We start from the raw sequence: 24,397 nt of genomic DNA on the forward strand, positions 1-24,397 counted from the left end.
TTTAGTGATTGTCGCAACCAATCAACTAGAAACAGTGGATGCGATGACAAGCGATGCTAAGCGTTGGGAAATTGAGACTTTATTTGCTTGTCTAAAGGGGCGTGGCTTTAATCTTGAAGATACCCACTTCATCCATCTTGATCGGGTCAGTAAATTAGTCGCAGTGAACGCCTTAGCATTTTGTTGGGCTTATCATGTCGGTATTTATAAAGACAAAGATAAGCCGTTAAAACGCAAGTTGAAGTCGAACGCTCGACCTCAAGCCAGTTTGTTTGCGCTTGGTCTGGATTTATTGATTGAAGGTCTTCGTTTGGTGTTTTTTAACAATGATAAGACTGTATTTCGACAGTTAGTTAGCTTTTTAACCCCTAAACCTATGAAAATCGGGTGGGGATGATTTTTTTGGCGTGTGCAGAGATTTATTTTGTAACTATTATTATTAGGCTTTAAAGCTAGTTTTCCCTATACTATTTAACCTATACAATTTAACAAGTGGGCTGCGTGCGCTCTGTGTCGCAGTTCACAATGATTTTATTTGCCACAACCTTATTTATTTGCCATAACCCTAATTGTTTAAGATGCCGATAACTATGACTCAATCTGTTGCCAACTCAAATGTAAATAATGCTTCTTCTCAGGCCAATACAGCTGCTAAGGACCCTAGTGTTTTTGGTAAAGTTGCTGTTATCTATGGTGGTAACAGTAACGAGCGTGCTGTTTCCTTAGACAGTGGCAGTGCGGTATTAAAAGCTTTACAGTCACAAGGTGTGGACGCTACTCATTTTGATCCAAAAGATCAGGATGTTACTGAGCTGAAGAATTACGATCGTGTCTTTAACGTATTACATGGTCGTGGGGGAGAGGACGGTCAGCTTCAAGGGCTACTTGACTGGTTACAGATTCCACAAACAGGCTCAGGGGTTCTAGCATCCGCTATTGGTATGGATAAGGTTCGCACTAAGCAGTTGTGGCAAGGCTGTGGGCTATCCACAGCCCCTTTTGCCGTGTTAAATAAAGATACCGATTGGCAACAAGTAGTTAGTGCCTTGGGTTTACCTTTAATGGTTAAGCCAGTTCATGAAGGCTCAAGTATTGGTATGAGTAAGGTCAACACTCTAGATGAGTTGCCGAAAGCTTATGAAGTAGCTTCAGAGTGTGGTGATGTGGTTATGGCGGAAAAGTGGATTACAGGCCGTGAGTTCACTATCGTGATTATCGATGATGAAGCTTATCCAGTAATTCGCCTACAGCCTGCCGATGTTTCTAACTTCTATGATTATGAGGCCAAGTACAATCGCAATGATACGATGTACCATATCCCTTGTGGTCTATCAGAAGAAGAAGAAGCTCATTTACAAGCGCTAAGTCTAGCAGCCTTTAAAGCGGTGAACGCTGAAGGATGGGGCCGAGTAGACGCGATGCAGGATGAAGAGGGTAACTTCTGGTTATTAGAGATCAATACAGTGCCTGGAATGACTAGCCACAGCTTAGTGCCTATGGCCGCCAAAGCACGTGGTATGGAATTTGAAGATCTTTGTTGGCACATTCTTGCTCAAACCTTATAGTTGATAAGAGGGTAGAGGTAGCTGTTGGGTAGTTGATATCAATAAGTACTAGACATCAACTCTATCAGTGAGACAGGTTTTGAGCGATTATGATGTTATGAATGACTATTTTAGGGCTCATATTACTGGTTGTGTCATATTCTGTCATAAATTGATACATGCTCACCAAACTTAGCTGCTATCGCTGCTTGAGCAAATACGTTACAATTGTGAGTTATTAGACAAAATGGATACTACGGCTGCTTCTGTGAATAAAACTGCGCTGAACCCAAGTAAATACTTATCCGCCAACATGTGGATTACTCTTACAGTAGTTTTATTTGTTGCTATTTTTTTCGTAGTATCAAATAGGATTTATAACTCGCAGCCTGCAAAAGTGGTTGTGAATACTAAAAATCTTGATGCCGCTCAGTATGAAACCTTAAATAAGGTTATGGAAAAAAAAGAAGCAGGTAGCTTCTTTACCGCTATACTTCCAGAGCTGAAAGACAGTGCGATGCAGCAGGATTGGATTAGCCAAGTGGATATTGAGCGCAAGTGGGGTGAAGGTATTGTTATCACTGCTTTGCCGCGAGAAGCAATAGCACGATTTGGCAGTGAGCATCTAATTGATTCACAAGGTAAGGTATACAAACCTGTCAGTGAGTCTGAACTATCGCAACCCGGACTGATTATGCTGCAAGGAGATGCCGATCAGTCAACTTTGATCATGCAGCAAATGCAGCAAGTCAATCAGTGGTTTGCTCCGCTAGATATGCAAGTAGAAGATTTGGTATTAACGCCGCGCATGACTTGGGCTATTAAATTTAATAACGGGATGCGTATTATAGTAGATAACGAACATACCTCCCAAAAACTTATGAACTTGAGCCAACTATTACAAAACCAGTTGGCAGATAAAAAAGAGAATATTGCTGCTGCTGACCTACGTTATAAAAATGGCTTTGTCATTGATTGGAAAGCAAAGGTAGAAGAGACGACTAGCACTGCTTCTGTTGTAGAAGATGAAAAATCGCAGCCTGATCGTATAGTAGAACAACCATCGGAAACAGCAGAGCAGGGAGCAAGTGCTGAAGAAAGTGAGATACCACTTTAATTTAAAGCCGCCTCAAAGATGATTTGAAGCGGTTTTATTTAGTAACTTGAACTTGAAATGTATTGGCTAAAATAGATGAAAAACAGTAAGGTCTATTGTTTATTTAACTTAGTAATTAGCTAATATATTGTATAGGCTCATAGTAATATTTAGACAGAAACCCAATTTAACCTTACTGTTTTATTTAGGGGTGATTAGTATGGTTTTATACTAATTATCCCGCACAGTACATACATATATGCTTTAAACTTTATGAGTAAATCTGAAAATCTTCTCGCCGTCATTCATTTAAGCGCCACTGCAGTTTATGTCGTGGTGGGCAATGTTGTCTCTGCAACAGATATACGTATTAAGGGCGTTGGTGAGGTACCTACTGAAGATTTTCAGCAAGGTCAGATTAAGCATTTTGATCGCCTAAAAAGCTCTATTCGTCAGGCCATTATACAAGCTGAAGAAATGGCTAACTGCCGTATTCATAGTGTTTGGTTAACCTTATCAACCCCTGAGCTTCTAAGCCATAATGGTTTTGGGGCGGTCGATGTCGAGCAAGGTGTGGTAGAAACTCAACACATTGTCAAGGCTCTGAGTTTGGCCAAAGCTAGTGTTTTACCTAATACTCATTATCTTATGCATCATTGCCAACAAGGTATCTTTTTAGATAACCAAGAGCAGATGGTAGATGATGCCATTGGCATGTACGCCAACAAAGTTACTGTCATGTATCACTTAATGATGATGCCAGTAGCCAGTCGACAGAATATCCAAAAGTTAATTCAGGCGTGTGATATAAGTATTGATCACATGTTGTTCGATGCCGTATCAAGTGCTGAATATAGTTTAATGCCTGAAGAACGTGAGCAAGGGGTTTGTTTAATTGATATTGGAGCAAGTAGCACTAGTATCTGTGTGTATCGCGAAAACAAGCTTATTTTTACTCACTGTATTGCTGAGGGTGGTAATAAGGTAACTATGGATATCTCTGCTGAGTTGAACCTCACTATGATGGAAGCTGAAAAGCTGAAAATTCAGAGAGGAACAGTAGATACTCGTGACGTAGATCCTACTAGGTTTGAGACTTTTGCAAGAGTAGGTATGGCTGATGAAGCAACCATCAGCATGTTACAGTTGGCTCAAATTATTGAAGCTCGCTATATCGAAATTTATCGGATTATTTTCCAAAAATTGGCTGATGAAGGCTTAATGGATTATCTGCAGCGTGGTGTCATTCTAACGGGTGGCGGTAGTCAGATTCGTGGGATGGTACGCTTCTCGAAGCGTTTGCTTGAGATGCCTGTGGTTATGAGTAATCCACATGATGCCATTACAGCTTATACTCATTTTGGTGATGATGATAAGGTTAAAGAGCTGAATTTGCGGGTGGGACAGCGTGCCTTGCAGACCGCTTATGGTGCCTTGTTATACAGTCAGAGCGAACAGTTTAAGCACAGTGAAAAAAGTTCACCAGAAGCATTAGAGGTGAATAGGCCTAATAGATTTAGCACCCTCAAACACAATTTGAGTAATTTTTTCAAAAGCATAATATAATTTCTCACTATATTAATTTCATATTTCACAGTCATTATTGGTTAGTACTTATGAATAAGTAACCTAACTAAGCAGATGGCCTCAAGGAGTGATAATGTCTAAGTACACAATGGCTAGCAATGGCCACGATTTAAACAATGGTCAAGCCCGCTTTACAGTTTTTGGTGTAGGTGGCGGCGGCGGTAACGCTGTTGAGCATATGGTTCAACAAGGTGTTAAAGGGGTGACTTTTGTTTGTGCAAACACCGATAAACAAGCTTTAGATAGACTAACTGCTGAAAATAAGCTGCAACTTGGTGCACAAACTAACCGTGGTCTTGGTGCTGGCGCAAACCCTGAAGTGGGTCGTGAGGCTGCAGAACAAGATGAAGACGCTATCCGCAAGCTACTTGAAGACTCAGACATGGTGTTTATCACTGCGGGTATGGGGGGTGGTACTGGTACAGGTGCTGCACCTGTGGTTGCTCGTATCGCTAAAGAAATGGAAATTTTAACTGTGGGCGTGGTTACCACTCCTTTTAAATTTGAAGGCGGTAAGCGTATTAAGGCAGCCAAAGCGGGTATCGATGCGCTGTCTAACTTTGTCGACTCTATCATTACCATTCCTAATGACAAGCTGCTTAAAGTTTATGGCAATATCTCTATGCAAGATGCCTTCAAAAAAGCAGATGACGTATTAATGCATGCCGTGCAAGGTATCGCTCAAACTATTTCTAGTGAAGGTGTGATCAATATTGACTTTAATGATATTCGCACTGCAATGACAGCCAAAGGTCATGCAATGATGGGTATTGGCCGTGCCAGTGGTGAAGACCGTGCACGTCAGGCTACTGAAAAAGCCATTCGCTCACCATTATTAGATGACTTGCTTTTAGAAAATGCCAAAGGTCTAATTGTAAACGTTGTGTCTTCTGAGTCAGTAACGTTAGATGAGCTGAACGAGATCACTGAAGTTGTTAATGATATTACCGATATTGAAGAAGCCAATATTTTCATTGGTACTGTGATTGATGAAAAGCTAGGCGAAGACTTGCATGTGACGGTTATCGCTACGGGTTTAACTTTAGATGATAGCGAGACGCCTCAGCCAATGCCTTCTGCATCGAGTGCTCATACTGTTGATCGTTCAACGCATACCAGTGCTTTTCATGCTCAGCAAAAATCACAACCTCAGCCGCAGCAACCAGCCAGTCCAGCGAGCACTACTGGGACTTCACAGCCTGCTGCTGCTACGAAGACCAACAGCATTCAAGATTATCTAAAGCGTCAACAGAACCGTTAATCGCTTTAGGTTAGTTGTTTTAAATTGCACAAAAAGCTGTAATAGTAAAAAGCCAAGCTTAAGCTTGGCTTTTTTTATGTGTAATTATTATGGACTAAGGTAAATATGACCCTATATAAGCTATCTTAGCCAGCTACTGTGTTAAAATTCTCTCATTGAATCGGCAGTGCTAATCTAGCTAACTAATAATTGAATAAAAAATAATTAAGTGAAAAAATTAATTAAAAACCGTTAAGTAATAAGAGTATCAACTTTATGAAACAACGCACTTTAAAACAGCCTATTGAAGTAGTCGGTGTGGGTCTACACAGTGGACAGGATGTCACCTTAATTTTGGAGCCTGCTGATGTCGATAGTGGCATACATTTCTTACGCACTGATATAGATAATGCTCCTTTAATTGCTGCAGATGCCTTCTTAGTTACTGATACCGTCATGTCCTCTAATTTAGTAGTAGATGGCGTTAAGATTGGCACTGTAGAGCACTTGTTAAGTGCTTTAGCAGGACTTGGGATAGACAACGTACTTATTAAAGTTTCGGATGCAGAGATACCCATAATGGATGGCAGCGCTGCAAACTATGTGGAATTAATATTGCAGGCAGGAATTGAAGAGCAGTCAGCTCCCAAGAAATTCTTGAAAATATTAAAGACAGTAAAAGTAGAAGAGGGCGACAAGTCAGCGCAATTAGAGCCTTATCCAGGCTTTTGTCTAGATTTTCAAATTGAATTCGATCATCCTGGCATCCCTAAAGACACACAGCACTACTTGTTTGAGTTTTCTACTAACAATTATATTGCCAATGTGGGCAATGCCAGAACCTTTGGCTTTATGCGCGATATTGAACATCTCCAAAAAAACAACTTGGCTTTAGGGGGCAGTTTAGACAACGCTATTGTGCTTGATGAAAAAGGTATAGTTAATAAAGAAGGGCTTCGTCATAAAGAAGAATTTGTACGTCATAAGATTTTAGACGCTATTGGCGACTTATATTTGGCAAAATATCCCCTAATCGGCAAGTTTTCAGCCTACAAATCAGGGCATGCTTTAAACAATAAACTGATAAGAGCGGTGTATAGTGACCCTGAAAACTTTGAAATTGTAACAATTTATGACACAACTAATTTTGCAATTGACTATAAAATATAAAAATCAAGTGGAAAACGGAAATATTTCTGCCATTTTCTAAATTATTTTTTGGTTTAAAGCAACATTGTGGAAAGATAAAAAAAGCGAAACCTAGGTTTCGCTTTTTTTTATCAAAAATTAATGAAAACTTGCACAATCCAAACATTTTCAATACTTAGAAGGGCTCAATCAATAAAAACTATTCATAGATTAAAGAAGAAATCTGGTTATTTTTACGGAGCCAGTTTTAAAAACCAAACATTGTCTACCAATAACACCACGCTTGTTTACATAATAAAACATTATAGAAAGGGTTTAGTTGGGTTTTGTTAGTCGTTTTAGGGAAGCTTTTAGGCGTTCATCTTTAATGACATGCTCTAATGTGTGTGTTATAGTTCTTTTCGTTGTTTCGGTGAGGCCACGTTTATTATGGCTTCCGCCCTTACTAAGAGTTAAATTCGATTGATTTGAATGCAGATTTGAGTAACTCTGATTTTCATTTAAGTGGTCAATCGAAGCAGGGTAAGTAACGATTACATCTATATTCTTTAGTACGCTGAATGTAAGAGATTGTTCTTTTAGTATATTAATTAGGTTGTTTGACTGGTATCGAAGATGGTTTGCTGCAGTTTGAGACTGCACAGAAAGAACCAACTGACCTTCTTCATACTTGACTACCCACAATGATTTTAGAATCTCTTCTGGTAGTCCTCTTCCTATTAAAGCTTTCATCTCTTGGGTTAATAAATTCAGCTCAGAGCATTTTTCAGATAAAGACTTAGGCAAGGAAGACGCTGCAGACTTTTGATGATCAATTCGCTTTGCTAAATGATTGGGTTTTAAGGGGTGTTGCATGGCAGACCTCAAACTTGGTTTATAGATGAAGTTATCACTGAGTATATAGATAGCATAAACGGTTGCTAAGTCTAAATATAGGCTGTTTCGATAGGTCGTTTGTTTTTAAATGAATATCAATAGGCTATTTGACAGGTAGGTTGAATAGTACATTGCAAAACTAATTCTGGGAATGTTATGAAAAAGTCACTTATTATTTTGTCGTTAATGGGACTAAGTGCCACACAAGTAAATGCAACAGTTCAACAAACTTTTGAACCAGCCACAAACTCTTCAGCAGTTAAAACATATAAAGTAGTAAACAATTTCTCTAACATCACTTCTAATACCACTGAACGTGTTCAGAATATTGAATATTTAAACAATCAAGCACAGCAAAAAAGTGATGAACTGGCCCAATTGGCTAGACAGCTAGAAACTAAATACAGTAACTCAGTTTCTTTTGCTACCTCTGCAAATAACCCAACTTTCTCTTCTGGTCGTTTGACCAGCTCAGCGCCTCCTGCTCTAGCCGCTGCTCGTGCTGCTCGTGCTGCTCATTCTAGAACGCTTGGACTATGCGCCCGTTATGTACGTCAAGCTCTACAAGCTGCAGGTTATGACTTCACTCCTAACCCTTCAGCTTATCAATATGCTACTCGTGGCACATTAGCACAAGCGGGCTTTGTTAAGCTTAGCAATGACAACTATCAACCTCAAGTCGGTGACGTTGCTGTATTTAACCGCTCATCAAAGAACCCACATGGTCATATTCAAATTTATGATGGCTCACAATGGGTATCAGACTTTAGACAGTCAAAATTCAGCCCGTACAGCAGCCATAACGGTTACAGCGTATGGCGCGATGGTCGTTACTTAGACGCGACAAGCCAAGGTACTTACTTAGCGATGAACGATTAATAGCCAACAAGCTATTTTAAAGACTGGATCTTTAAAGACTGGATCGCAAGGCATACCAAAAAATCTCATTCATCTAAATTATTCGCTTTAGATAAATGAGATTTTTTTAATTGTTCAGTTAATTAAGAGTCTATAAAAGTAATTGAGAGTCAATAAAACAATAAAGGCCGCTAAATTAGCGGCCTTTTTTTAAATAACTATTTTTTAATGACTTGTAATAACCATTAGTCGCTATAACGACTTAAGTTAGACAGCTTAGGGTTGGCATTAGGGTTACGGCGTAATAATAGAGCCATGCGACCGATGCTATGAATAAGCTGAGCACCAGTTTTTTCAGCAAGATCGCTGCTGAATACTTCGCGCTCTTCCTTACTACCTGGTAGCGTTTTGATTTTAATAAGTTCATGATCATTTAAAGCACGATCTAACTCTTCTACTACTGAATCAGTCAATCCCTTATTGCCGATAGTAACGACAGGCTTTAGCTCGTGACCAATGCCTTTAAGGCGGCGAAGTTCAGTGTTGTCCAATGCAGGACGTTTGTTTTTTGCAGTACTCATATTGTCTCAGTATTAATTATTAGGCCTAACTTAACCAGCCTTGAAAAGAAAAATATCAGATAGGGTCAATCTATGATGCTATCTAAACGGAGTCTTTACGCTCACTCTTTATACAGTCATCGAGTTATTAAAGCATAAAGATTCAAAAGCGAATTAGATTCACAGGGCATTATAAAGAAAGTTGTTGCCTCTTGCATGATGAGTTTGTAATGTTGGCTAAGTTTTAAGAGGCCATAAGCTTAATAGTTTAAATAATGGTAGAATTTGCTATTAATTAATAGTTATCACATCTCTATTTTATATATACAGTTACAGTGAGGATATTTTGGCAACCCGTATCACTAATAAGAAATTATCTAAAAGCAGTAAAGCTTGGATGAAAGAGCATCTTGACGACCATTATGTACAGTTGGCCCAAAAAGAGGGTTATCGTGCTCGTGCTGCTTACAAGCTATTAGAGATTAATGAAAAGACTGACCTAATTAAAAAGGGGATGACAGTTGTAGACTTGGGTAGTGCGCCAGGAAGTTGGTCACAAGTGGCTGGTAGATTGGTAGGGGATAGTGGCATATTGATTGCTTCTGATATTTTACCTATGGATGCGCTGGAGAATGTGACCTTCATTCAAGGTGATTTTAGAGAAGAAGAAGTATTTGATAAATTAATGAGTGAAGTGGGTGATAGACAAGTGGATGTGGTGTTATCAGATATGGCACCCAACACCTCCGGTCATACCGCAGTAGATCAGCCTCGCATGATATATCTATGTGAGTTGGCTGTAGATTTTGCACTTAGAGTACTTCCTAAAGGTGGCTCCTTAATAATGAAAGTGTTCCAAGGCGAAGGGGAGCAGCAGTTACGTCAGCAATTACAGTCTCAATTCTCTAAAGTGCGTACCATTAAGCCTGCCGCCTCTCGCCCTCGCTCAAAAGAGGTGTTTTGGGTAGCCACTAAGTAATCTGAGCTATTTAGAAAACTTAATAATCACAGTTAACCCCTTAGCTTTAAGAGATTACTTGTGACTCGCTATTTCTGATGATTTTTTATTTCTCATGACCCTTATGTTCTTTATGAAAAGTCGCTCTACTTATGCTTAGCAATAAGGGACACAGAATTTGGGCTGACTGAACAAAGTCTATAATTGCAAAGGTGGATTAAATAAGTAAATCTAAAATTTAGATATTATTATCTGATTTATCCTTGATAAATAAGTAGAGTGACCTAATAAAGAGAAGTATCAGCAGTGGTTCGTTAAGATCATAGTTTTTTTATTAAGGGCATGGTTTTAAGGGCGTTAAGCTCTATTAGAAATATTATAAAAAATTAATGACAGAATAATCAACGCGTGTATTAACACGGTGACGAGCCATAATTGTTTTTTTGTCTCATGTTATAATGCAAGATTAGGCAGAATTTTGAATACATCAATAAGTAAGGGATGGTATAGCTTGTGAGCGACATGGTAAAAAATACCTTATTGTGGCTAGTTGTTATCGGCGTATTAGTGCTGGTATTTAGCAACTTTGATAGCAGTAATGAGCCGGATGCGCTTAATTACTCTGAGTTTGTAACTCAAGTCACTGAGGACCAAATTAAAAGCGTCAAAATCGATGGTGAGCAAATCACCGGTGAAAAAGTTAACGGCTCAGAATTTGAGACCGTTGTCCCTGCCGTGGCTGACGATGAGTTAATGCCTACATTACGTAAACATAATGTTGAAGTGCAGGGCGCCGCCCCTGAGCGCCAAAGCATTATGTTGCAGTTACTAATTGCAAGTTTCCCTGTTCTGCTTATTATCGGTATCTTCTTATTCTTCATGCGTAATATGCAAGGCGGCGCGGGTGGTAAAGCCGGCGGACCTATGAGCTTTGGTAAATCTAAAGCAAAAATGCTAGGTGAAGACCAAATTAAAGTTAACTTTAATGATGTCGCAGGTGCTGAAGAAGCGAAAGAAGAAGTTGTTGAAGTTGTGGACTTTCTAAAAGATCCTGACAAATTTACCAAACTTGGTGCCACTATTCCTCGCGGTATTTTGATGGTGGGTCCGCCAGGTACCGGTAAGACGTTACTTGCTAAAGCGATTGCTGGTGAAGCGAAAGTACCTTTCTTCTCAATCTCAGGCTCTGACTTTGTAGAAATGTTCGTAGGTGTGGGTGCTTCACGTGTCCGCGATATGTTCGAACAAGCTAAGAAAAATGCGCCTTGTATTATCTTTATTGATGAGATTGACGCCGTAGGTCGTAGCCGTGGTACTGGCATGGGCGGTGGTAATGATGAGCGTGAGCAAACCCTAAACCAATTATTGGTTGAGATGGATGGTTTTGAGGGCAATGACGGTATTATCGTTATTGCGGCCACCAACCGCGCAGACGTGCTAGATAAAGCGTTACTACGTCCAGGTCGTTTTGATCGTCAAGTGCATGTTGGCTTACCGGATATTAAAGGCCGTGAAGAGATCTTAAAGGTGCATTTGCGTAAGTTACCTGCAACGGTTGGCGTTGATGTCAATGCGTTAGCACGTGGTACGCCTGGCTTTAGTGGTGCTCAGTTAGCTAACTTAGTAAACGAGGCAGCTTTATTTGCAGCGCGTCGTAATAAAACCAGCGTCGATATGAATGACTTTGAAGACGCCAAAGACAAGCTATTTATGGGTCCTGAGCGTAAATCAATGGTGCTACGCGAAGAAGAGCGCCGTGCGACCGCGTATCATGAAGCGGGCCATGCGTTAGTAGCAGAGATGCTTCCAGGTACTGACCCTGTACATAAAGTGACTATCATGCCGCGTGGTTGGGCATTGGGCGTGACTTGGCAGCTGCCTGAGTTTGACCAGACTAGCTTAGATAAGTCTAAAATGCTAAATGATATTGCTATCTTATTTGGTGGCCGTATTGCAGAAGAAGTGTTTGTGAACCAAAAGACCACTGGCGCATCTAATGACTTTGAGCGTGCTACCAAAATGGCACGTGCGATGGTTACCAAATATGGTATGTCTGAGGCACTAGGGGTGATGGTTTACGAAGAGGATGATACGTCACAGGGCTACTTTGGCGGGATGACTCGCAGTATTTCTGAGGCAACGCAGCAGAAGGTAGATGAAGAAATTCGTCGTATCTTAGAAGAGCAGTATGATATTGCCCGTGAAATCATCGAAGCAAATAAAGACAAAATGCATGCGATGGTTGATGCCTTGATGAAATGGGAAACCATTGATAGAGATCAGTTACAAGACATCTTAGCGGGTAATGAGCCTCGTGAACCCCGTAATTATCAACCAGAGAAGGATGTGACTCCTAAAAAAGAAGAGGTAGACTCTACTGACTCACCTTCAGGTCCCACACCTCCTCCGTTACCTGCTATGTAAGACTGCAAGTACCGTATGGAGCTTAAAACTTTATACCATTAAAGTTGATACAAAAGGCATCTTCAATTGAAGGTGCCTTTTTTTGTGTTTATTTTGGCAAATTGTAGATCTCTATTGCACCACTATAATCCTCTATATCTGCTAAAATGGGTAAGTTACAAAGGCAAGAGCCATCATTATAAAAAGATTGCCAATTGACCTAACCATTAATTTTAAACCTGAAGACCAAAAAGAATAATTATTATTATGCAACTACATCCTTTCCCCAAGACAGTCATTGAGACCAAAACGACAACCGTACAATCTAAGCAGCTGGATTTGTCTCAACCCCACATTATGGGTATTTTAAATGTGACGCCCGACTCATTCTCAGATGGTGGAAAGTTTAATAGCGTCGACAACGCTTTGGCTCACTGCGAACAGATGCTACAACAAGGGGCGACCATTATTGATATTGGGGGGGAATCTACCCGTCCAAATGCCAGTCCTGTTACAGAGGACGAGGAATGTTCTCGAGTAGTCTCTGTGGTAGAAGCCATTCGTCAGCAGTTTGGTGAAGAGTTGTGGCTTTCTATTGATACCAGTTCGCCAAAAGTTATAGAGCAAGCAGTGCAAGCTGGGGCGGATATCTGGAATGACGTTAGAGCGTTAACGCGTACAGGCGCGCCGCAGATGGCTGCCAAGTTAGATATTCCAGTGGTGTTGATGCACATGCGTGGCGAACCGACGACCATGAATGCCAAAGCCAGTTATCAGAACGTGTTGCAGGAAGTCATTGCTGAACTAGAGCAGCGTATTGACTGTGCCGTACAGGCGGGTGTAAAGCTTAGCAATATTATTATTGACCCTGGGTTTGGCTTTGCCAAAAATTACGATCACCATAAAACCTTATTAAACCAACTCAGTGAGCTGCATCAACTACAATTGCCGATTTTATTTGGTATCTCCCGTAAGCGTTTTTTAGGGGAAGTTCTTAACCGTACTGACTTACCTGCCTTTAGTGAGCATCAAGCCACTGACAGAGATGGGGTGGGTATGGCGGCAGCCTTACTGGCTTTCCAGCAAGGGGCCAGTATTGTACGCACTCACAATGTGGGCTTGACCATGCAGGGGCTGGCATTATGGCAGCAGCTTAATAGCTAGTTGCGTAATTCGGCTCAACATTTTAACTTTAATTTATATTCTAGTTTATATTATATTTAGGAGTAATTTTAAAATGACACAACCCGAACCGACCAATGAGCAACGCAGAGTAATTTATCAAGCCCGTCGCGGTTTAAAAGAACTGGATTTCTATATCGATCCTTATGTTAAGCAGCACTACTTGACCGCGGATGAGGAAGAACAAGCCACTTTTGCTAAGCTACTAACCTATGAAGATCCAGACCTATTAAACTATTTTATGAACCAAGATACACCAGATGACCCTAAAGTAGCTGAATTGGTTTTAAAATTAAAAACCCTACAACATGGTGATTTATCTTAACTCTGATTAGCGAATTCATTTTCTATCGATCAAAAGTCAATCGGCAACTCTTTGTCGCTTGTCGGTGGATATGAGTACACAGCTGGTTATCGAGATTACTGCAATCAGCCACTGGCAGCGGTTATATAGCTGTGGCTTTTTGCTACTGCTATTACTGATAGTAAGTACTTCATTCCTCCCTTTTTATGGGGTATTGACTTTGGCTATAGTAGGATTACTGCTTTGTATTTTGATAGAAACCACAAGAAGCGGGAAACCCTTACATATTACGGGCTGCAATATTGACGAAGTTACCGCTCATTGGCAGTTACTCATTCAGGGCCGTCATCAGCCCATCCTTTGGCAGGCAAAACTAATTTCTACCCAAAGTTTTAGCCACTGTGTGCAATTAATATTTGATACTTAGCAGCCCCTGCAGCGGCGCGAAATCGTTCTGATTTGGAAAGACCAAGTTAAGGCTGATACTTGGCGTGAACTAAAGGTTCTGAGTCGATGGAGTTGAGCTGAAAAATAATGCGCTAAACGTGCACGGCTACTGACAGTTGAATAACAAATCACATAAAAATAGTTTGTGAAATAATACTAGATTAGGTGGTAAGCTTGTTTGCATTGAAATGAAGCGAACCTGCAATAAATATAAATATTTGTGGTTTGCTCTTTTGAAATTATTCAGGTCATTTTGAAGTTATTAAGGAGAATTTTATGAGTTTGCTAGGGAATTTAGTTACTCAGGTAGCCCGTCAGGCACTAGAAGGACAAGATACAAAGCATAGTCCCAATCAGCGCACTCAATCTGCTTCTACTGGAGGATTAGGTGGCATCTTAGGCAGTATCCTAGGCGGTAATAACTCAGCCCAGACTAATACTCAATCACAAAGTAATGGTTTTGGTCTTGATGATATTATTGGTGGAATGCTAGGCGGTCAGATGGGTGGTCAAACCAGTGGGGCTGGCGGTTTAGGCAGCATCTTAGGTAGCGTGTTAGGAAAAGGTCAAGCCAGTGCTAGAGGGGGTAGTAATAAAGCCATGTTGGTTGCTGCCTTGATGCCCATCGCCCTAAATTGGATTCAACGCAATGGGGGTCTTTCTGGGGCATTGAATAAAGTTAAGGATATGGGCTTTAGCAATGAAGCTCAATCTTGGATGAGCACCCAACAGCAAAACCAAAATCTGGATCCCAATCAAATTAATAAATTATTTGATAAGCAAGAAATTGAACACGTATGTCAACAGACAGGTGCTGACGAGACGGAAGTGCGTCAAGGTTTAGCCGAACTGTTACCAGAGATTGTTAATCAGCTTACTCCAAGTGGTGACTTGGCAAAAGAGCAAGAAGCCAATAGTGAAATTAAGGAGATTCTAAGTCAAATTTCGGCCTCTTTACCCAAATAGCTTTAGCTCGAATAACTAGAAGTTCACTTATTGCTAATCGACAGTCAGCTTATAGTAGATAAGATTGATTGTTGGCACAGCAACAATAGATATATCAAAGCCAGATTGCTTTTATTAGCAAGTCTGGCTTTTTTTATTGTTACTGTTGTGTGAATTTTAAATGGGAAAGCCCAAATTGATTTAACTACTGATTTATCAAAGGGATTGCTAGTGGTATGATAAGCTGTCTATTTTGACATCCAGTCATCCGCATTAGATATACGTCGCATTTTAGCTTTCAAAGAGGCCCTCATGTTTTTGGCAATCGATACCGTTTTTGACCAATGTTCAGTAGCTGTAGTCAGTGAAGATCTACAAATACTTAGTTGTCATACTGAACCCGGCAAACGAGAACAAACCCAACTTATCTTGCCAATGATTGATGCATCTCTAAAAGAAGCAGGAATAAAGCTTGCTGATCTAACCGCTTTAATTTTTAATCGTGGGCCCGGTCCTTTTAGTGGCATTAGAATTAATACCGCTGTGGTACAAGCTTTATCGGTAGCTCATGATTTACCTTGTGTCGGTGTATCAAGCTTGAGTGCCATAGCTCAAGCGGGTTTTGATGAGCAAGGGTTGCAACAAGTTTATGTGGCGTTTGATGCCCGTATGAAGCAGGTTTATTTTGCCCAGTATCAGCTGGATCACACTTCTCAGGTAATGAAGCTAACTGAGGGTACGAATGAACAGCTGCTAGACTATGACCAAAACACTGAGCTTGCTTGGCCCATTGCAGGTAATGGGGCTGAATTACTAACGGCTCAGCAACAGCAGCCCCTATACGCTGACATTCAACCCGATGCAGTTACATTAGCGAAGCTGGGTATCGCTCAGTATTTACAGCAGGGCGGTGTCCCTGCCGAGCAGGCTCTTCCAGTATATTTACGCAATGATGCGTGGAAAACCTTGAAAGAGCAGGGTAAAGCCTAAGAATAGACAACTTACTATCTGCCAAAGCCATATACTACTTAAAATCATTTATCCTAATATTATTTTACCTTAATACAGCGAGACTTTACTTTGGATCTGTTACTCATATTTAAAGCAATAATCATGGGTATTGTAGAGGGTATTACTGAATTTTTACCCATATCCAGTACCGGTTATTTAATTTTATCTGCAGACCTTATGGGTTTTTGGACCAAAGAAAAAGCAGACCTATTTATTGTGGTTATTCAGCTGGGAGCTATCTTGGCTGTGGTTTATGAATACTGGGGACGCCTGTGGCATGCCTTAATGGGCTTGATAACCGGTAAATCAGAAGGCCCTAATGCTCTTAGAAACCCTCGTCAGTTGGGGTTGAGTCTCATTGTGGCTACCATCCCAGTGATGATTGTAGGCTTTACAATGGCCGATCAAATTAAGCAATATTTATTTAACCCTTATATTGTGGCTATCATGCTCATAGTTGGAGGTCTGCTAATATTCTATGTTGAGCGTAAGCCGAAACCAATTGTCGCAGAAGAAGCAGAGGATGTGAGCTTTAAACATGCGCTACTGATTGGTTTGTTTCAGTGTTTAGCCCTTATTCCAGGCACCTCACGCTCAGGATCTACCATTATCGGTGCACTGTGGTTAGGGGTGTCTCGTAAAGCGGCTGCTGAGTTCTCCTTCTTTTTAGGTATTCCCGTTATTATCGGCGCCGGCTTGCTCGATCTACTTAAACACAAAGAGGTGCTATCTAGCTCTGAGGATTGGCTGGTTTTGGCTGTGGGCATAGTAGTGTCATTTATCGTTGCCTTGCTATGTATTCGTTGGCTAGTGGACTGGGTAAGTCGTCGTGACTTTACTATCTTTGCTTGGCTCAGAATTATCACTGGTATCATTGTACTGTTGGTGGCTTGGATTTTCGGCTATACCATCCAAGGCTAGAGCTAGCTGATACACACTTATATTAGATAGCGAAAGATAAGGTTACGATAACAAAATGAGCCATACGACGGATGTCCCTTATGTTCCGGTAGTCCATTCAGCAGTTGTATCTGCTGAAGTAGTGCCTATGGTTCAAAAGTTACAACAGTTGATTGAAGCTAGTGACTTGTCGCTGATACTGCAAGTGATAACTGTTGATAAGAAACTGAGCCAAAAGATGCGTCAGCAGTTGAGTGATCAGTACCAGACTCCGTTATTTATTATTGATGACAAGCTACAGCTGTCGCTGCTAACCCATCAGATTAGCGTGGCGCCAGATTGGAAGAGTTTACAGCGCCGGGTGGTGAGTGCGGGCCGAAAGTCAGAGTTATTGCTCCAGGCTTGTAAGCTCACCGATAAAAGTCAGGTGCTTGATGCCACGGCAGGCTTTGGTCATGACAGCTTGATACTTGCCAGTACCGGAGCCCAAGTAACTCTGTTAGAGCGTAATCCTTTAATGGCATTGCTGCTGATGTATGAACAGCAGCTGATGACACAGCAAGCCAATTGGCAAAAATTAATGGCCAGATTAAAGGTGATATGCGCAGACTCTGCTCAGTTTATGGAGACGCTGTCTTTTGCAAGGCAAAAAGGACAAGCACTAAATACTTTAACTTATGATGTGGTTTACTTGGACCCTATGTTTCCTGAGAACAGCTATGAGAATATGGCGACAGGCAAAGGAGCCAAAGTAGGCAAGCACATGCAGGCCTTACATCACATAGCTCAGCCGCCAGATCTTAGCGAAGAGCAAAAGCTGTTAAATCTAGCTTTAAATACGTTGGTGCCAGGTGGCCGGGTGGTGGTAAAAAGACCGGCAGCCGCCCCATTATTTGCTCAGTCCAGTCCAGATGAAAGCTGGCACAATGATGTCCTGCGATTTGATGCTTATTTTAATCTAGCTTAGATCCAACTGAAGGGTCTAATAGTAAATTGATGATTTACGGTGTCTACAGTCTTATGAAGCCGCTAAGCTTTAAGATTTCTGATATTCCAAACTAATTCATTAGGACTTACTAAAATTAGGTATAAATGATAAGCTAGCTGAAATTAAACGCTCTTTATGAGTAACTCTGACATAAGTAACTTTGACTCAATCATGACTCAATCATCATTACAGCCGAATAAAGAAGCCAGTATTTTTAATCTGCCAAACAATTTAACCATAGCTCGTATTGCTATGATTCCGTTATTTGTGGCAATTGCATACTGGCCTCCTGCACTGGGCATTGGGGTTCCGATGATTTCGGACAATGCCATTGCCAACATTGGCATGAATATGGATGCTTTTAGCGACAGTATGTTTCGGCATTTGTTGTTAACATTATTATTCGTCCTTGCTGCTATTACCGATTGGTTAGATGGCTATTTGGCCCGTAAGATGAATATTGTCTCTGCATTTGGCCGATTTCTAGACCCTGTTGCAGATAAGCTCATGGTCGCCGCGGCATTGATTGTTTTGGTTCAATGGCATCCGAATATAATTATGTCGATTGCCGCTATTGTGATTATCTCGCGTGAAATTGCGGTGTCAGCGTTACGTGAGTGGATGGCAGAATTAGGAGCCCGTACCAGTGTGGCGGTATCTTATGTGGGGAAACTAAAAACTACTTTCCAGATGGTAGCGATTACCGTTTTATTATTGAACGTCGAGTCTTTACAGACGATTGGTTATATCTTAATGGTCGCTGCTGTGGTGTTGACCCTATGGTCGATGATGATCTATATGAGAGCGGCTTGGCCTTATTTAAAACAGAACTAATTTAACGCGACCGAATACTAAATAAAAAACGCCCTAACTTTGACAGTAGGGCGTTTTTTATTGTGCCTTTAATTTAACTTTTAAAGCTAACTTGCTTACTTTAATGATCTTAAAAGGCAGTTTGTTAGAGCAAAGGATTTGATAATCATTACAGTATTTCAGTGTTCTGAAAAACCCTTTTTTAAACTAGGTCTTCATTTGTCAAAAATTAGTCAAATTCAACAGAGCCATTTTCACCTAGACTGTCTGCCACCTTACCATCTTGTAGGGCAGCAGCGGCCAATTTCGCTGCATTGACTACACCGCTACCACTACGCCAGAACTCAGCACCATTTGGAACTACTTTAATTAATTGTACATTTTCATCTTCTTTGCCATGCTCATAAAAAGCATTATAAATAGGCGACCACAATTCATCTAATTTGGCTTGGTCGTCAATTAATTTAGCCTCGCCATTGATAGAGACGTAATCTTTACTGTCTTGGCTAACATAAGAAAGGTTTACTTGAGCATTGTTTTTAATATTAGCAACCGCTTCAGTGCTTTTATCGCCAATGAACCAGATTTCACGAGCTCCAAGACTGGTTTCGCTGGTGGTCATCGGGCAGGCGTGCAAGTGTCCTTCGTTAGTGATGGTAGTCATCATAGCAAATTTAACATCTTTAACGATCTCACGAATAGTATCTATCTGATCTTGTTTACTCATTTTTATTTCCTTTTAATGATTCGAATTTATAGTATTGACTGCTGTTGAGAGCATTTTTTATAGTCGACTTTCATAATAAGTCGATGGAAAATAAATGAACACGTTGAAAGTGTAAGAGAGTTTGTAAACAGTCAGCCGTTTTAGTTAATTCTAGTAAGTAAATCTTTTTGCCAAATCATAATTAAGATAAATAAAAGATTAATAAACACAGATTTGGCAGTGACTTATAAAAATGAATTATCAAAATTGTTGAAAAGTTATTTTTAGTTGGCAAAAGCGAGGTAAAGATAGTGGTTCTATGCCACGTTTGAGTCAAGTTCTTGCTATAATAGTGGCTAATTAAATCGGCTTTTTGCTCGATTGGGTGGTTATCCCTCTAAAAGTAACCAAATAAGTGTGACACTGAGCATTTTTTGTCTCGTTTCACTTTCACATAATATTGAAGTTTATTTTCTTAATACTTTTCTTCCCCCTTAGATACTGCGGAAATTGCCTTATGATGACCCTCGCTGGACACCGTTTTTTAACCGAGTTTAAAACCAATCAACTGATTGAGCAGTTAAATAGCCAAGCGGCGTTAAAAGTGACTGGCATTGACACACAACAAGTGTATGTCCTATCGCGTGACCTTAACGATGCAGAGCGTAAAAAGGCCTTAGATTTATTAAATCAAGGCGAGGAAGTAGACCAAATTACAGCGACACAAGGGCAGTGCCAAGTCATTGTTAGTCCTAGATTTGGTACGATTTCGCCTTGGTCTAGTAAGGCAACAGATATCTTTAATAACTGTGATCTTGACGTTGAGCGTGTGGAGCGCGTCATCGTTTTCACCTTAACTGGTGACAATCTACCAGCCAAATTGCCAAAAGAAGCCGAGCAAATTTTGCATGATCGTATGACTCAAAGCTTGGTTTATGAGTTTGCTAAGCTTGAGCAGCTGTTTGATGATCACAGCCCAGCGTGTCTAAATCATATTGATGTGATTGGGGAAGGGCGTGCGGCATTGGAAGCTGCCAACCAAGAGTTTGGTTTCGCTTTATCTAGTGAAGATATCGATTATTTAATGGCCGCTTACGTTGATGAGCTAAAACGCAATCCAACAGATGTAGAGCTTATGATGTTTGCTCAAGCCAACTCAGAGCATTGCCGTCATAAAATCTTCAACTCAGAGTGGACCATCGATGGTGAAGTTCAGCCAAAATCATTATTTAAAATGATTCGTAATACCCATGAAAAAAATCCTCAAGGTATTTTATCAGCGTATAAAGACAACGCTGCGGTAATGGAAGGCTTTGAAGCTCAGCGTTTCTATCCGCTACCTTCCGTACAATTGGGCGGTACATTAGCAGACGACGCATTATCGACTGAAATGCATCAGTATGGCTTCCATAACGAAAACATTGATATCTTGATGAAAGTTGAGACTCATAATCACCCAACTGCGATTGCTCCTTATGCCGGTGCTTCAACAGGTGCTGGTGGTGAGATTCGTGATGAAGGAGCAACAGGCCGTGGTGGTAAGCCGAAAGCAGGTTTGACCGGCTTTAACGTCTCGCATCTACATCTACCAGACATGCCAGAGAAGTGGGAGCAGTCAGGTAAAGTCAGCACCAAAGATTATGGCAAGCCAGATCGTATGGCCTCAAGTTTGGAAATTATGACCGAAGCGCCTTTAGGCTCTGCCAACTTCTCAAACGAATTTGGTCGTCCCAACTTATGTGGTTACTTCCGCTCGTTCCAGCTGGACACCAGCAAAGAACAAGATGGTAGTGAGATGCGTGGTTACCACAAGCCTATTATGATTGCTGGTGGTTACGGTAACATCAAGCGTAACTTGGTTGAGAAAAATGGCATCCAAGAAGGTGATTTGTTAATTGTACTGGGTGGCCCAGCAATGCAAATTGGTCTTGGTGGTGGTGCAGCTTCTTCTGTCGATAGTGGTGAGTTGGACGAAGGCTTGGACTTCGCTTCTGTACAGCGTGATAACGCTGAGATGGAGCGTCGTTGTCAGGAAGTTATCGATCGCTGCTGGGCTTTAGCCGGTGATGATGTTGAAAACAGTAACGCGGGCAAAGATGGCAACCCAATCGTGTCTATCCATGACGTGGGTGCAGGTGGCTTATCGAATGCTATGCCTGAGCTGGTGGATGACCATGATATGGGAGCCCACTTAAATCTACGCCGTATTCCTTCATTGGAAGCGGGCATGTCGCCAATGGCTATTTGGTCGAATGAGGCGCAAGAGCGTTATGTCTTGGCCATTCGTCCAGAAAGCGAAGAATTATTTGATGCTATCTGTAAACGTGAGCGTTGCCCGTACGCAATATTAGGTACAGCGACAACCATTCGTCAATTAAAAGTAGATGACGACCTACTGGACGATCAGCCAGTAGATATGCCAATGCAAGTGTTATTGGGTGGTACACCACAGATGAAGCGTTCATTTGAGCGTAGTGAGCCACAGTTGAGAGCATTGGATTTATCAACTACTGAGCTAACAGAGGCGGTGCATGATGTATTACGTCACCCAACCGTAGCCAGTAAATCTTTCTTAATCAGTATCGGTGACCGTTCTATCACCGGTATGGTTACTCAAGATCAGTATGTCGGTCGTTATCAAGTGCCAGTGGCAGACTGTGCTGTGACAAGCTCTGGCTTACTGTCAGATACTGGTGAAGCTATGAGTGTTGGCGAGCGTCCGCCTGTGGCTCTGATTAACCCAGCCGCTTCAGCACGCTTGGCAGTGGCCGAAGCCATTACCAACATTGCTGGCGCTCGTATTGATAAGGTTTCTGATATTACCTTGTCGGCAAACTGGATGGCAGCTTGTGGTGAGGACAAAGAAGATGAAGCTCTATTTGATGCGGTTTACGCCATCGGTGAAGAGTTATGTCCAGCGTTAGGTATCGCAATTCCAGTCGGTAAAGACTCATTGTCTATGCGTGCTGGCTGGACAGATGAAGACGGAGATAAGGCTGTTGTTAGCCCAATGAGCTTAGTGGTTACTGCTTTTGCTCCAGTACAAGATGTGAACAAGACCTTAACCCCTGAGCTTAAGAATGCGGATTCAGCTTTATATCGTTTGGATTTATCAAAAGGTCAGTTCCGCTTAGGGGGCTCAATCCTAGCTCAAACTCAAAGCCAGCTAGGCGATGAGTGCCCAGACTTAGCCAGCCCACAAGACTTGATTAACTTCTTTAACTTTATTCAAGCGGGTAATGAGCAAGGCGTTATCAGTGCTTATCACGATATCGGTGATGGTGGCTTGTTAGCGACTGTGGCGGAGATGCAATTTACCAATCGTTTGGCAATCAACCTAAATCTAACCGATGACAATCTATTGGGTCAGTTGTTTGCTGAGGAATTAGGTGCTGTTATTCAGGTATTGCCTGAGCATGTGGAAGCTGTGATGGCATTGGCCGATGAGCATAATGTCGCTGATATGCTAAGCCTTGTGGGTCAAACTATCGAGACCCCAGTTGGTGGTGCGAACCAAGACAAGCTAACCATTATTACCCCGTCGCATCAAGGTGACAATGCTTTGGTATTCAGCCGTAGCGACTTACAGCAAACTTGGACTCAAGTGAGTTATCAAATCGCTAAGCGCCGTGATAACCCAGAGTGTGTGCAGCAAGAATTTGACTTGATTGCGGATCCTAACCATCATGGTCTGATTGCTCAAGCGAACTTTGACTTAAATCAAAAAGTGGAAGAGCCGTATTTAGAGAGCCGTCCTAATAAGCCGAAAGTGGCTATCTTACGTGAGCAGGGCGTTAATGGTCAGTTAGAGATGGCGGCAGGATTTGAGCGCGCTGGTTTTGATGCTGTAGACGTGCATATGAGCGACTTGCTTGAAGGCCGTATTGATTTACGTGACTTTAACGGCTTAGTGGCTTGTGGTGGCTTTAGTTATGGTGACGTATTGGGCGCAGGTTCTGGTTGGGCCAACTCGATTCTGTTCCATGATGAGTTACGTATGCAGTTCGTCCGCTTCTTTACCCGTCCACACACCTTTAGTTTAGGCGTGTGTAACGGCTGTCAGATGATGGCACAGTTAAAAGACTTAATTCCAGGTGCCGAGAACTTCCCACGCTTCACTTACAACGAGTCAGCTCGTTTTGAAGCGCGTACTGTGAACGTGAAGATTGAACGCACTAAGTCTATCTTGTTAAAAGGGATGCAAGACAGTATCTTGCCGATTGCGGTGGCTCATGGTGAAGGTTTCGCGACCTTAAATGAGACAGATATTGAAGGTATGGCAAACCACGGTCAGATTGCGATGCGCTATGTTGACAGCCAAGGCAAGCCTACTGAGACGTACCCATTAAACCCGAACGGTTCTATTGGCGGGGTAACTGGTGTTTGTAGTACTGATGGTCGTGTGACATTAATGATGCCACACCCTGAGCGTAACTTACGTGCGATTAATCACAGCTGGAAGCCTGAAGACTGGTCTGAGGACGGCGCGTGGATGCGTATGTTCCGTAACGCTCGTGCTTGGTTACGCTAGTCGTTAAATAAAGAAAATTTAGAGTTTTAAAAAGGTGGGTCACTTAGTGGCTCACCTTTTTTATTGCCAACATATTTTATATACATTTTTTTAAAAATGTAAATCATATGAATTTATTTACTACAAAATGATATATTAACTATATATGCCCTTATATAGTGAATAATTTATATATATAAAAATATTGGAGTAATTATTGTTATGAAAAGTGATCGTAGAGATAGATTCGAGCGTGTAGCATCAAAGCGAGTTGAAAGAGTTATAAATGATATTAGATTGTTATCAAACTGTTCTAATAC

At 41.3% G+C, this 24,397-nt stretch carries 20 protein-coding genes and 1 pseudogene; 18 read left to right on the top strand and 3 right to left on the bottom strand.

The annotated features are described in order from the left end of the window. From A1019T_RS13265 to lpxC, 6 genes and pseudogenes are all read left to right on the top strand, one after another. Positions 1-397, top strand: a pseudogene (locus A1019T_RS13265) (IS4-like element ISAba33 family transposase); the annotation flags it as partial. Between the two features lie 181 nt (positions 398-578). Further along, complete coding sequence (locus A1019T_RS10395; RefSeq protein ID WP_077451574.1) at positions 579-1,565, top strand: D-alanine--D-alanine ligase; 987 nt, start codon at positions 579-581, stop codon at positions 1,563-1,565. Positions 1,566-1,812: 247 nt separating this feature from the next. Then, positions 1,813-2,661, top strand: a complete 849-nt coding sequence (locus tag A1019T_RS10400; protein ID WP_244156635.1) for a cell division protein FtsQ/DivIB — start codon at positions 1,813-1,815, stop codon at positions 2,659-2,661. A gap of 252 nt (positions 2,662-2,913) precedes the next feature. Next, a complete protein-coding gene (gene ftsA, locus A1019T_RS10405) occupies positions 2,914-4,206 on the top strand; it encodes a cell division protein FtsA (RefSeq protein ID WP_077451576.1) in 1,293 nt (430 codons plus the stop codon). Between the two features lie 94 nt (positions 4,207-4,300). Further along, on the top strand, positions 4,301-5,488 hold the full coding sequence (gene ftsZ, locus A1019T_RS10410) for a cell division protein FtsZ (RefSeq protein ID WP_077451577.1): 1,188 nt from the start codon (positions 4,301-4,303) through the stop codon (positions 5,486-5,488). Positions 5,489-5,743: 255 nt separating this feature from the next. After that, the gene (gene lpxC / locus A1019T_RS10415; RefSeq protein WP_077451578.1) at positions 5,744-6,637 is read left to right on the top strand and encodes a UDP-3-O-acyl-N-acetylglucosamine deacetylase; all 894 of its coding nucleotides are present in this window, start codon (positions 5,744-5,746) and stop codon (positions 6,635-6,637) included. A 294-nt stretch (positions 6,638-6,931) separates the two neighbouring features. Here the strand turns inward: lpxC and A1019T_RS10420 are convergent, their stop codons facing one another. Continuing rightward, positions 6,932-7,471: a DciA family protein gene (locus A1019T_RS10420; RefSeq protein WP_077451579.1), complete on the bottom strand. Its 540-nt coding sequence runs from the start codon at positions 7,469-7,471 to the stop codon at positions 6,932-6,934. A 177-nt stretch (positions 7,472-7,648) separates the two neighbouring features. On the opposite strand from A1019T_RS10420, the gene A1019T_RS10425 reads away from it, so the two are divergent. Then, positions 7,649-8,371 (top strand): CHAP domain-containing protein, encoded by a 723-nt coding sequence (locus A1019T_RS10425; protein ID WP_077451580.1) that lies wholly within the window; start codon positions 7,649-7,651, stop codon positions 8,369-8,371. Positions 8,372-8,595: 224 nt separating this feature from the next. Here A1019T_RS10425 and A1019T_RS10430 read toward each other — a convergent pair whose 3' ends face one another. Further along, entirely contained in the window at positions 8,596-8,931 is a 336-nt protein-coding gene (locus A1019T_RS10430) for a YhbY family RNA-binding protein (RefSeq protein WP_077451581.1), read from the bottom strand. A gap of 325 nt (positions 8,932-9,256) precedes the next feature. Here A1019T_RS10430 and rlmE point away from each other — a divergent pair, with 325 nt between their 5' ends. From rlmE to pgsA, 10 genes are all read left to right on the top strand, one after another. After that, entirely contained in the window at positions 9,257-9,889 is a 633-nt protein-coding gene (rlmE, locus tag A1019T_RS10435; protein WP_077451582.1) for a 23S rRNA (uridine(2552)-2'-O)-methyltransferase RlmE, read from the top strand. A gap of 501 nt (positions 9,890-10,390) precedes the next feature. Next, a complete protein-coding gene (ftsH, locus tag A1019T_RS10440) occupies positions 10,391-12,292 on the top strand; it encodes an ATP-dependent zinc metalloprotease FtsH (RefSeq protein ID WP_077451583.1) in 1,902 nt (633 codons plus the stop codon). 246 nt (positions 12,293-12,538) lie between these two features. Beyond that, a complete protein-coding gene (gene folP / locus A1019T_RS10445) occupies positions 12,539-13,435 on the top strand; it encodes a dihydropteroate synthase (protein WP_077451584.1) in 897 nt (298 codons plus the stop codon). Between the two features lie 73 nt (positions 13,436-13,508). Then, positions 13,509-13,778 carry an FAD assembly factor SdhE gene (locus A1019T_RS10450; protein ID WP_028857920.1) on the top strand — a complete coding sequence of 90 codons (270 nt, stop codon included), beginning with the start codon at positions 13,509-13,511 and terminating at the stop codon, positions 13,776-13,778. Positions 13,779-13,848: 70 nt separating this feature from the next. Continuing rightward, on the top strand, positions 13,849-14,184 hold the full coding sequence (locus A1019T_RS10455; protein WP_143514113.1) for a hypothetical protein: 336 nt from the start codon (positions 13,849-13,851) through the stop codon (positions 14,182-14,184). A 296-nt stretch (positions 14,185-14,480) separates the two neighbouring features. Beyond that, on the top strand, positions 14,481-15,170 hold the full coding sequence (locus A1019T_RS10460) for a YidB family protein (RefSeq protein ID WP_077451585.1): 690 nt from the start codon (positions 14,481-14,483) through the stop codon (positions 15,168-15,170). Positions 15,171-15,461: 291 nt separating this feature from the next. Then, positions 15,462-16,139, top strand: a complete 678-nt coding sequence (tsaB, locus tag A1019T_RS10465) for a tRNA (adenosine(37)-N6)-threonylcarbamoyltransferase complex dimerization subunit type 1 TsaB (RefSeq protein WP_077451586.1) — start codon at positions 15,462-15,464, stop codon at positions 16,137-16,139. Between the two features lie 90 nt (positions 16,140-16,229). After that, complete coding sequence (locus A1019T_RS10470; RefSeq protein WP_077451587.1) at positions 16,230-17,081, top strand: undecaprenyl-diphosphate phosphatase; 852 nt, start codon at positions 16,230-16,232, stop codon at positions 17,079-17,081. Between the two features lie 55 nt (positions 17,082-17,136). Beyond that, the gene (locus A1019T_RS10475; RefSeq protein WP_077451588.1) at positions 17,137-18,027 is read left to right on the top strand and encodes a class I SAM-dependent methyltransferase; all 891 of its coding nucleotides are present in this window, start codon (positions 17,137-17,139) and stop codon (positions 18,025-18,027) included. Positions 18,028-18,219: 192 nt separating this feature from the next. Next, positions 18,220-18,882 carry a CDP-diacylglycerol--glycerol-3-phosphate 3-phosphatidyltransferase gene (gene pgsA, locus A1019T_RS10480; protein ID WP_077451591.1) on the top strand — a complete coding sequence of 221 codons (663 nt, stop codon included), beginning with the start codon at positions 18,220-18,222 and terminating at the stop codon, positions 18,880-18,882. A 208-nt stretch (positions 18,883-19,090) separates the two neighbouring features. On the opposite strand, the gene A1019T_RS10485 is transcribed toward pgsA, so the two are convergent. Beyond that, positions 19,091-19,588: a pyridoxamine 5'-phosphate oxidase family protein gene (locus A1019T_RS10485; protein ID WP_077451589.1), complete on the bottom strand. Its 498-nt coding sequence runs from the start codon at positions 19,586-19,588 to the stop codon at positions 19,091-19,093. Positions 19,589-20,084: 496 nt separating this feature from the next. Between A1019T_RS10485 and purL the strand changes: the two genes are divergently transcribed. Next, positions 20,085-24,098: a phosphoribosylformylglycinamidine synthase gene (gene purL, locus A1019T_RS10490; protein ID WP_077451590.1), complete on the top strand. Its 4,014-nt coding sequence runs from the start codon at positions 20,085-20,087 to the stop codon at positions 24,096-24,098. Positions 24,099-24,397 lie beyond the last annotated feature (299 nt).

This window comes from Psychrobacter piechaudii (genome assembly GCF_900162825.1).
GTDB lineage: Bacteria > Pseudomonadota > Gammaproteobacteria > Pseudomonadales > Moraxellaceae > Psychrobacter > Psychrobacter piechaudii.

Bases quoted from the DNA above. Each gene is read 5' to 3' on its own strand.
- A1019T_RS10395 (WP_077451574.1), top strand. From the start codon at position 579: ATGCCGATAACTATGACTCAATCTGTTGCCAACTCAAATGTAAATAAT.
- ftsA (WP_077451576.1), top strand. From the start codon at position 2,914: ATGAGTAAATCTGAAAATCTTCTCGCCGTCATTCATTTAAGCGCCACT.
- ftsZ (WP_077451577.1), top strand. From the start codon at position 4,301: ATGTCTAAGTACACAATGGCTAGCAATGGCCACGATTTAAACAATGGT.
- lpxC (WP_077451578.1), top strand. From the start codon at position 5,744: ATGAAACAACGCACTTTAAAACAGCCTATTGAAGTAGTCGGTGTGGGT.
- A1019T_RS10420 (WP_077451579.1), bottom strand. From the start codon at position 7,471: ATGCAACACCCCTTAAAACCCAATCATTTAGCAAAGCGAATTGATCAT.
- A1019T_RS10425 (WP_077451580.1), top strand. From the start codon at position 7,649: ATGAAAAAGTCACTTATTATTTTGTCGTTAATGGGACTAAGTGCCACA.
- A1019T_RS10430 (WP_077451581.1), bottom strand. From the start codon at position 8,931: ATGAGTACTGCAAAAAACAAACGTCCTGCATTGGACAACACTGAACTT.
- ftsH (WP_077451583.1), top strand. From the start codon at position 10,391: ATGGTAAAAAATACCTTATTGTGGCTAGTTGTTATCGGCGTATTAGTG.
- folP (WP_077451584.1), top strand. From the start codon at position 12,539: ATGCAACTACATCCTTTCCCCAAGACAGTCATTGAGACCAAAACGACA.
- A1019T_RS10450 (WP_028857920.1), top strand. From the start codon at position 13,509: ATGACACAACCCGAACCGACCAATGAGCAACGCAGAGTAATTTATCAA.
- A1019T_RS10455 (WP_143514113.1), top strand. From the start codon at position 13,849: ATGAGTACACAGCTGGTTATCGAGATTACTGCAATCAGCCACTGGCAG.
- A1019T_RS10460 (WP_077451585.1), top strand. From the start codon at position 14,481: ATGAGTTTGCTAGGGAATTTAGTTACTCAGGTAGCCCGTCAGGCACTA.
- tsaB (WP_077451586.1), top strand. From the start codon at position 15,462: ATGTTTTTGGCAATCGATACCGTTTTTGACCAATGTTCAGTAGCTGTA.
- A1019T_RS10475 (WP_077451588.1), top strand. From the start codon at position 17,137: ATGAGCCATACGACGGATGTCCCTTATGTTCCGGTAGTCCATTCAGCA.
- pgsA (WP_077451591.1), top strand. From the start codon at position 18,220: ATGACTCAATCATCATTACAGCCGAATAAAGAAGCCAGTATTTTTAAT.
- A1019T_RS10485 (WP_077451589.1), bottom strand. From the start codon at position 19,588: ATGAGTAAACAAGATCAGATAGATACTATTCGTGAGATCGTTAAAGAT.
- purL (WP_077451590.1), top strand. From the start codon at position 20,085: ATGATGACCCTCGCTGGACACCGTTTTTTAACCGAGTTTAAAACCAAT.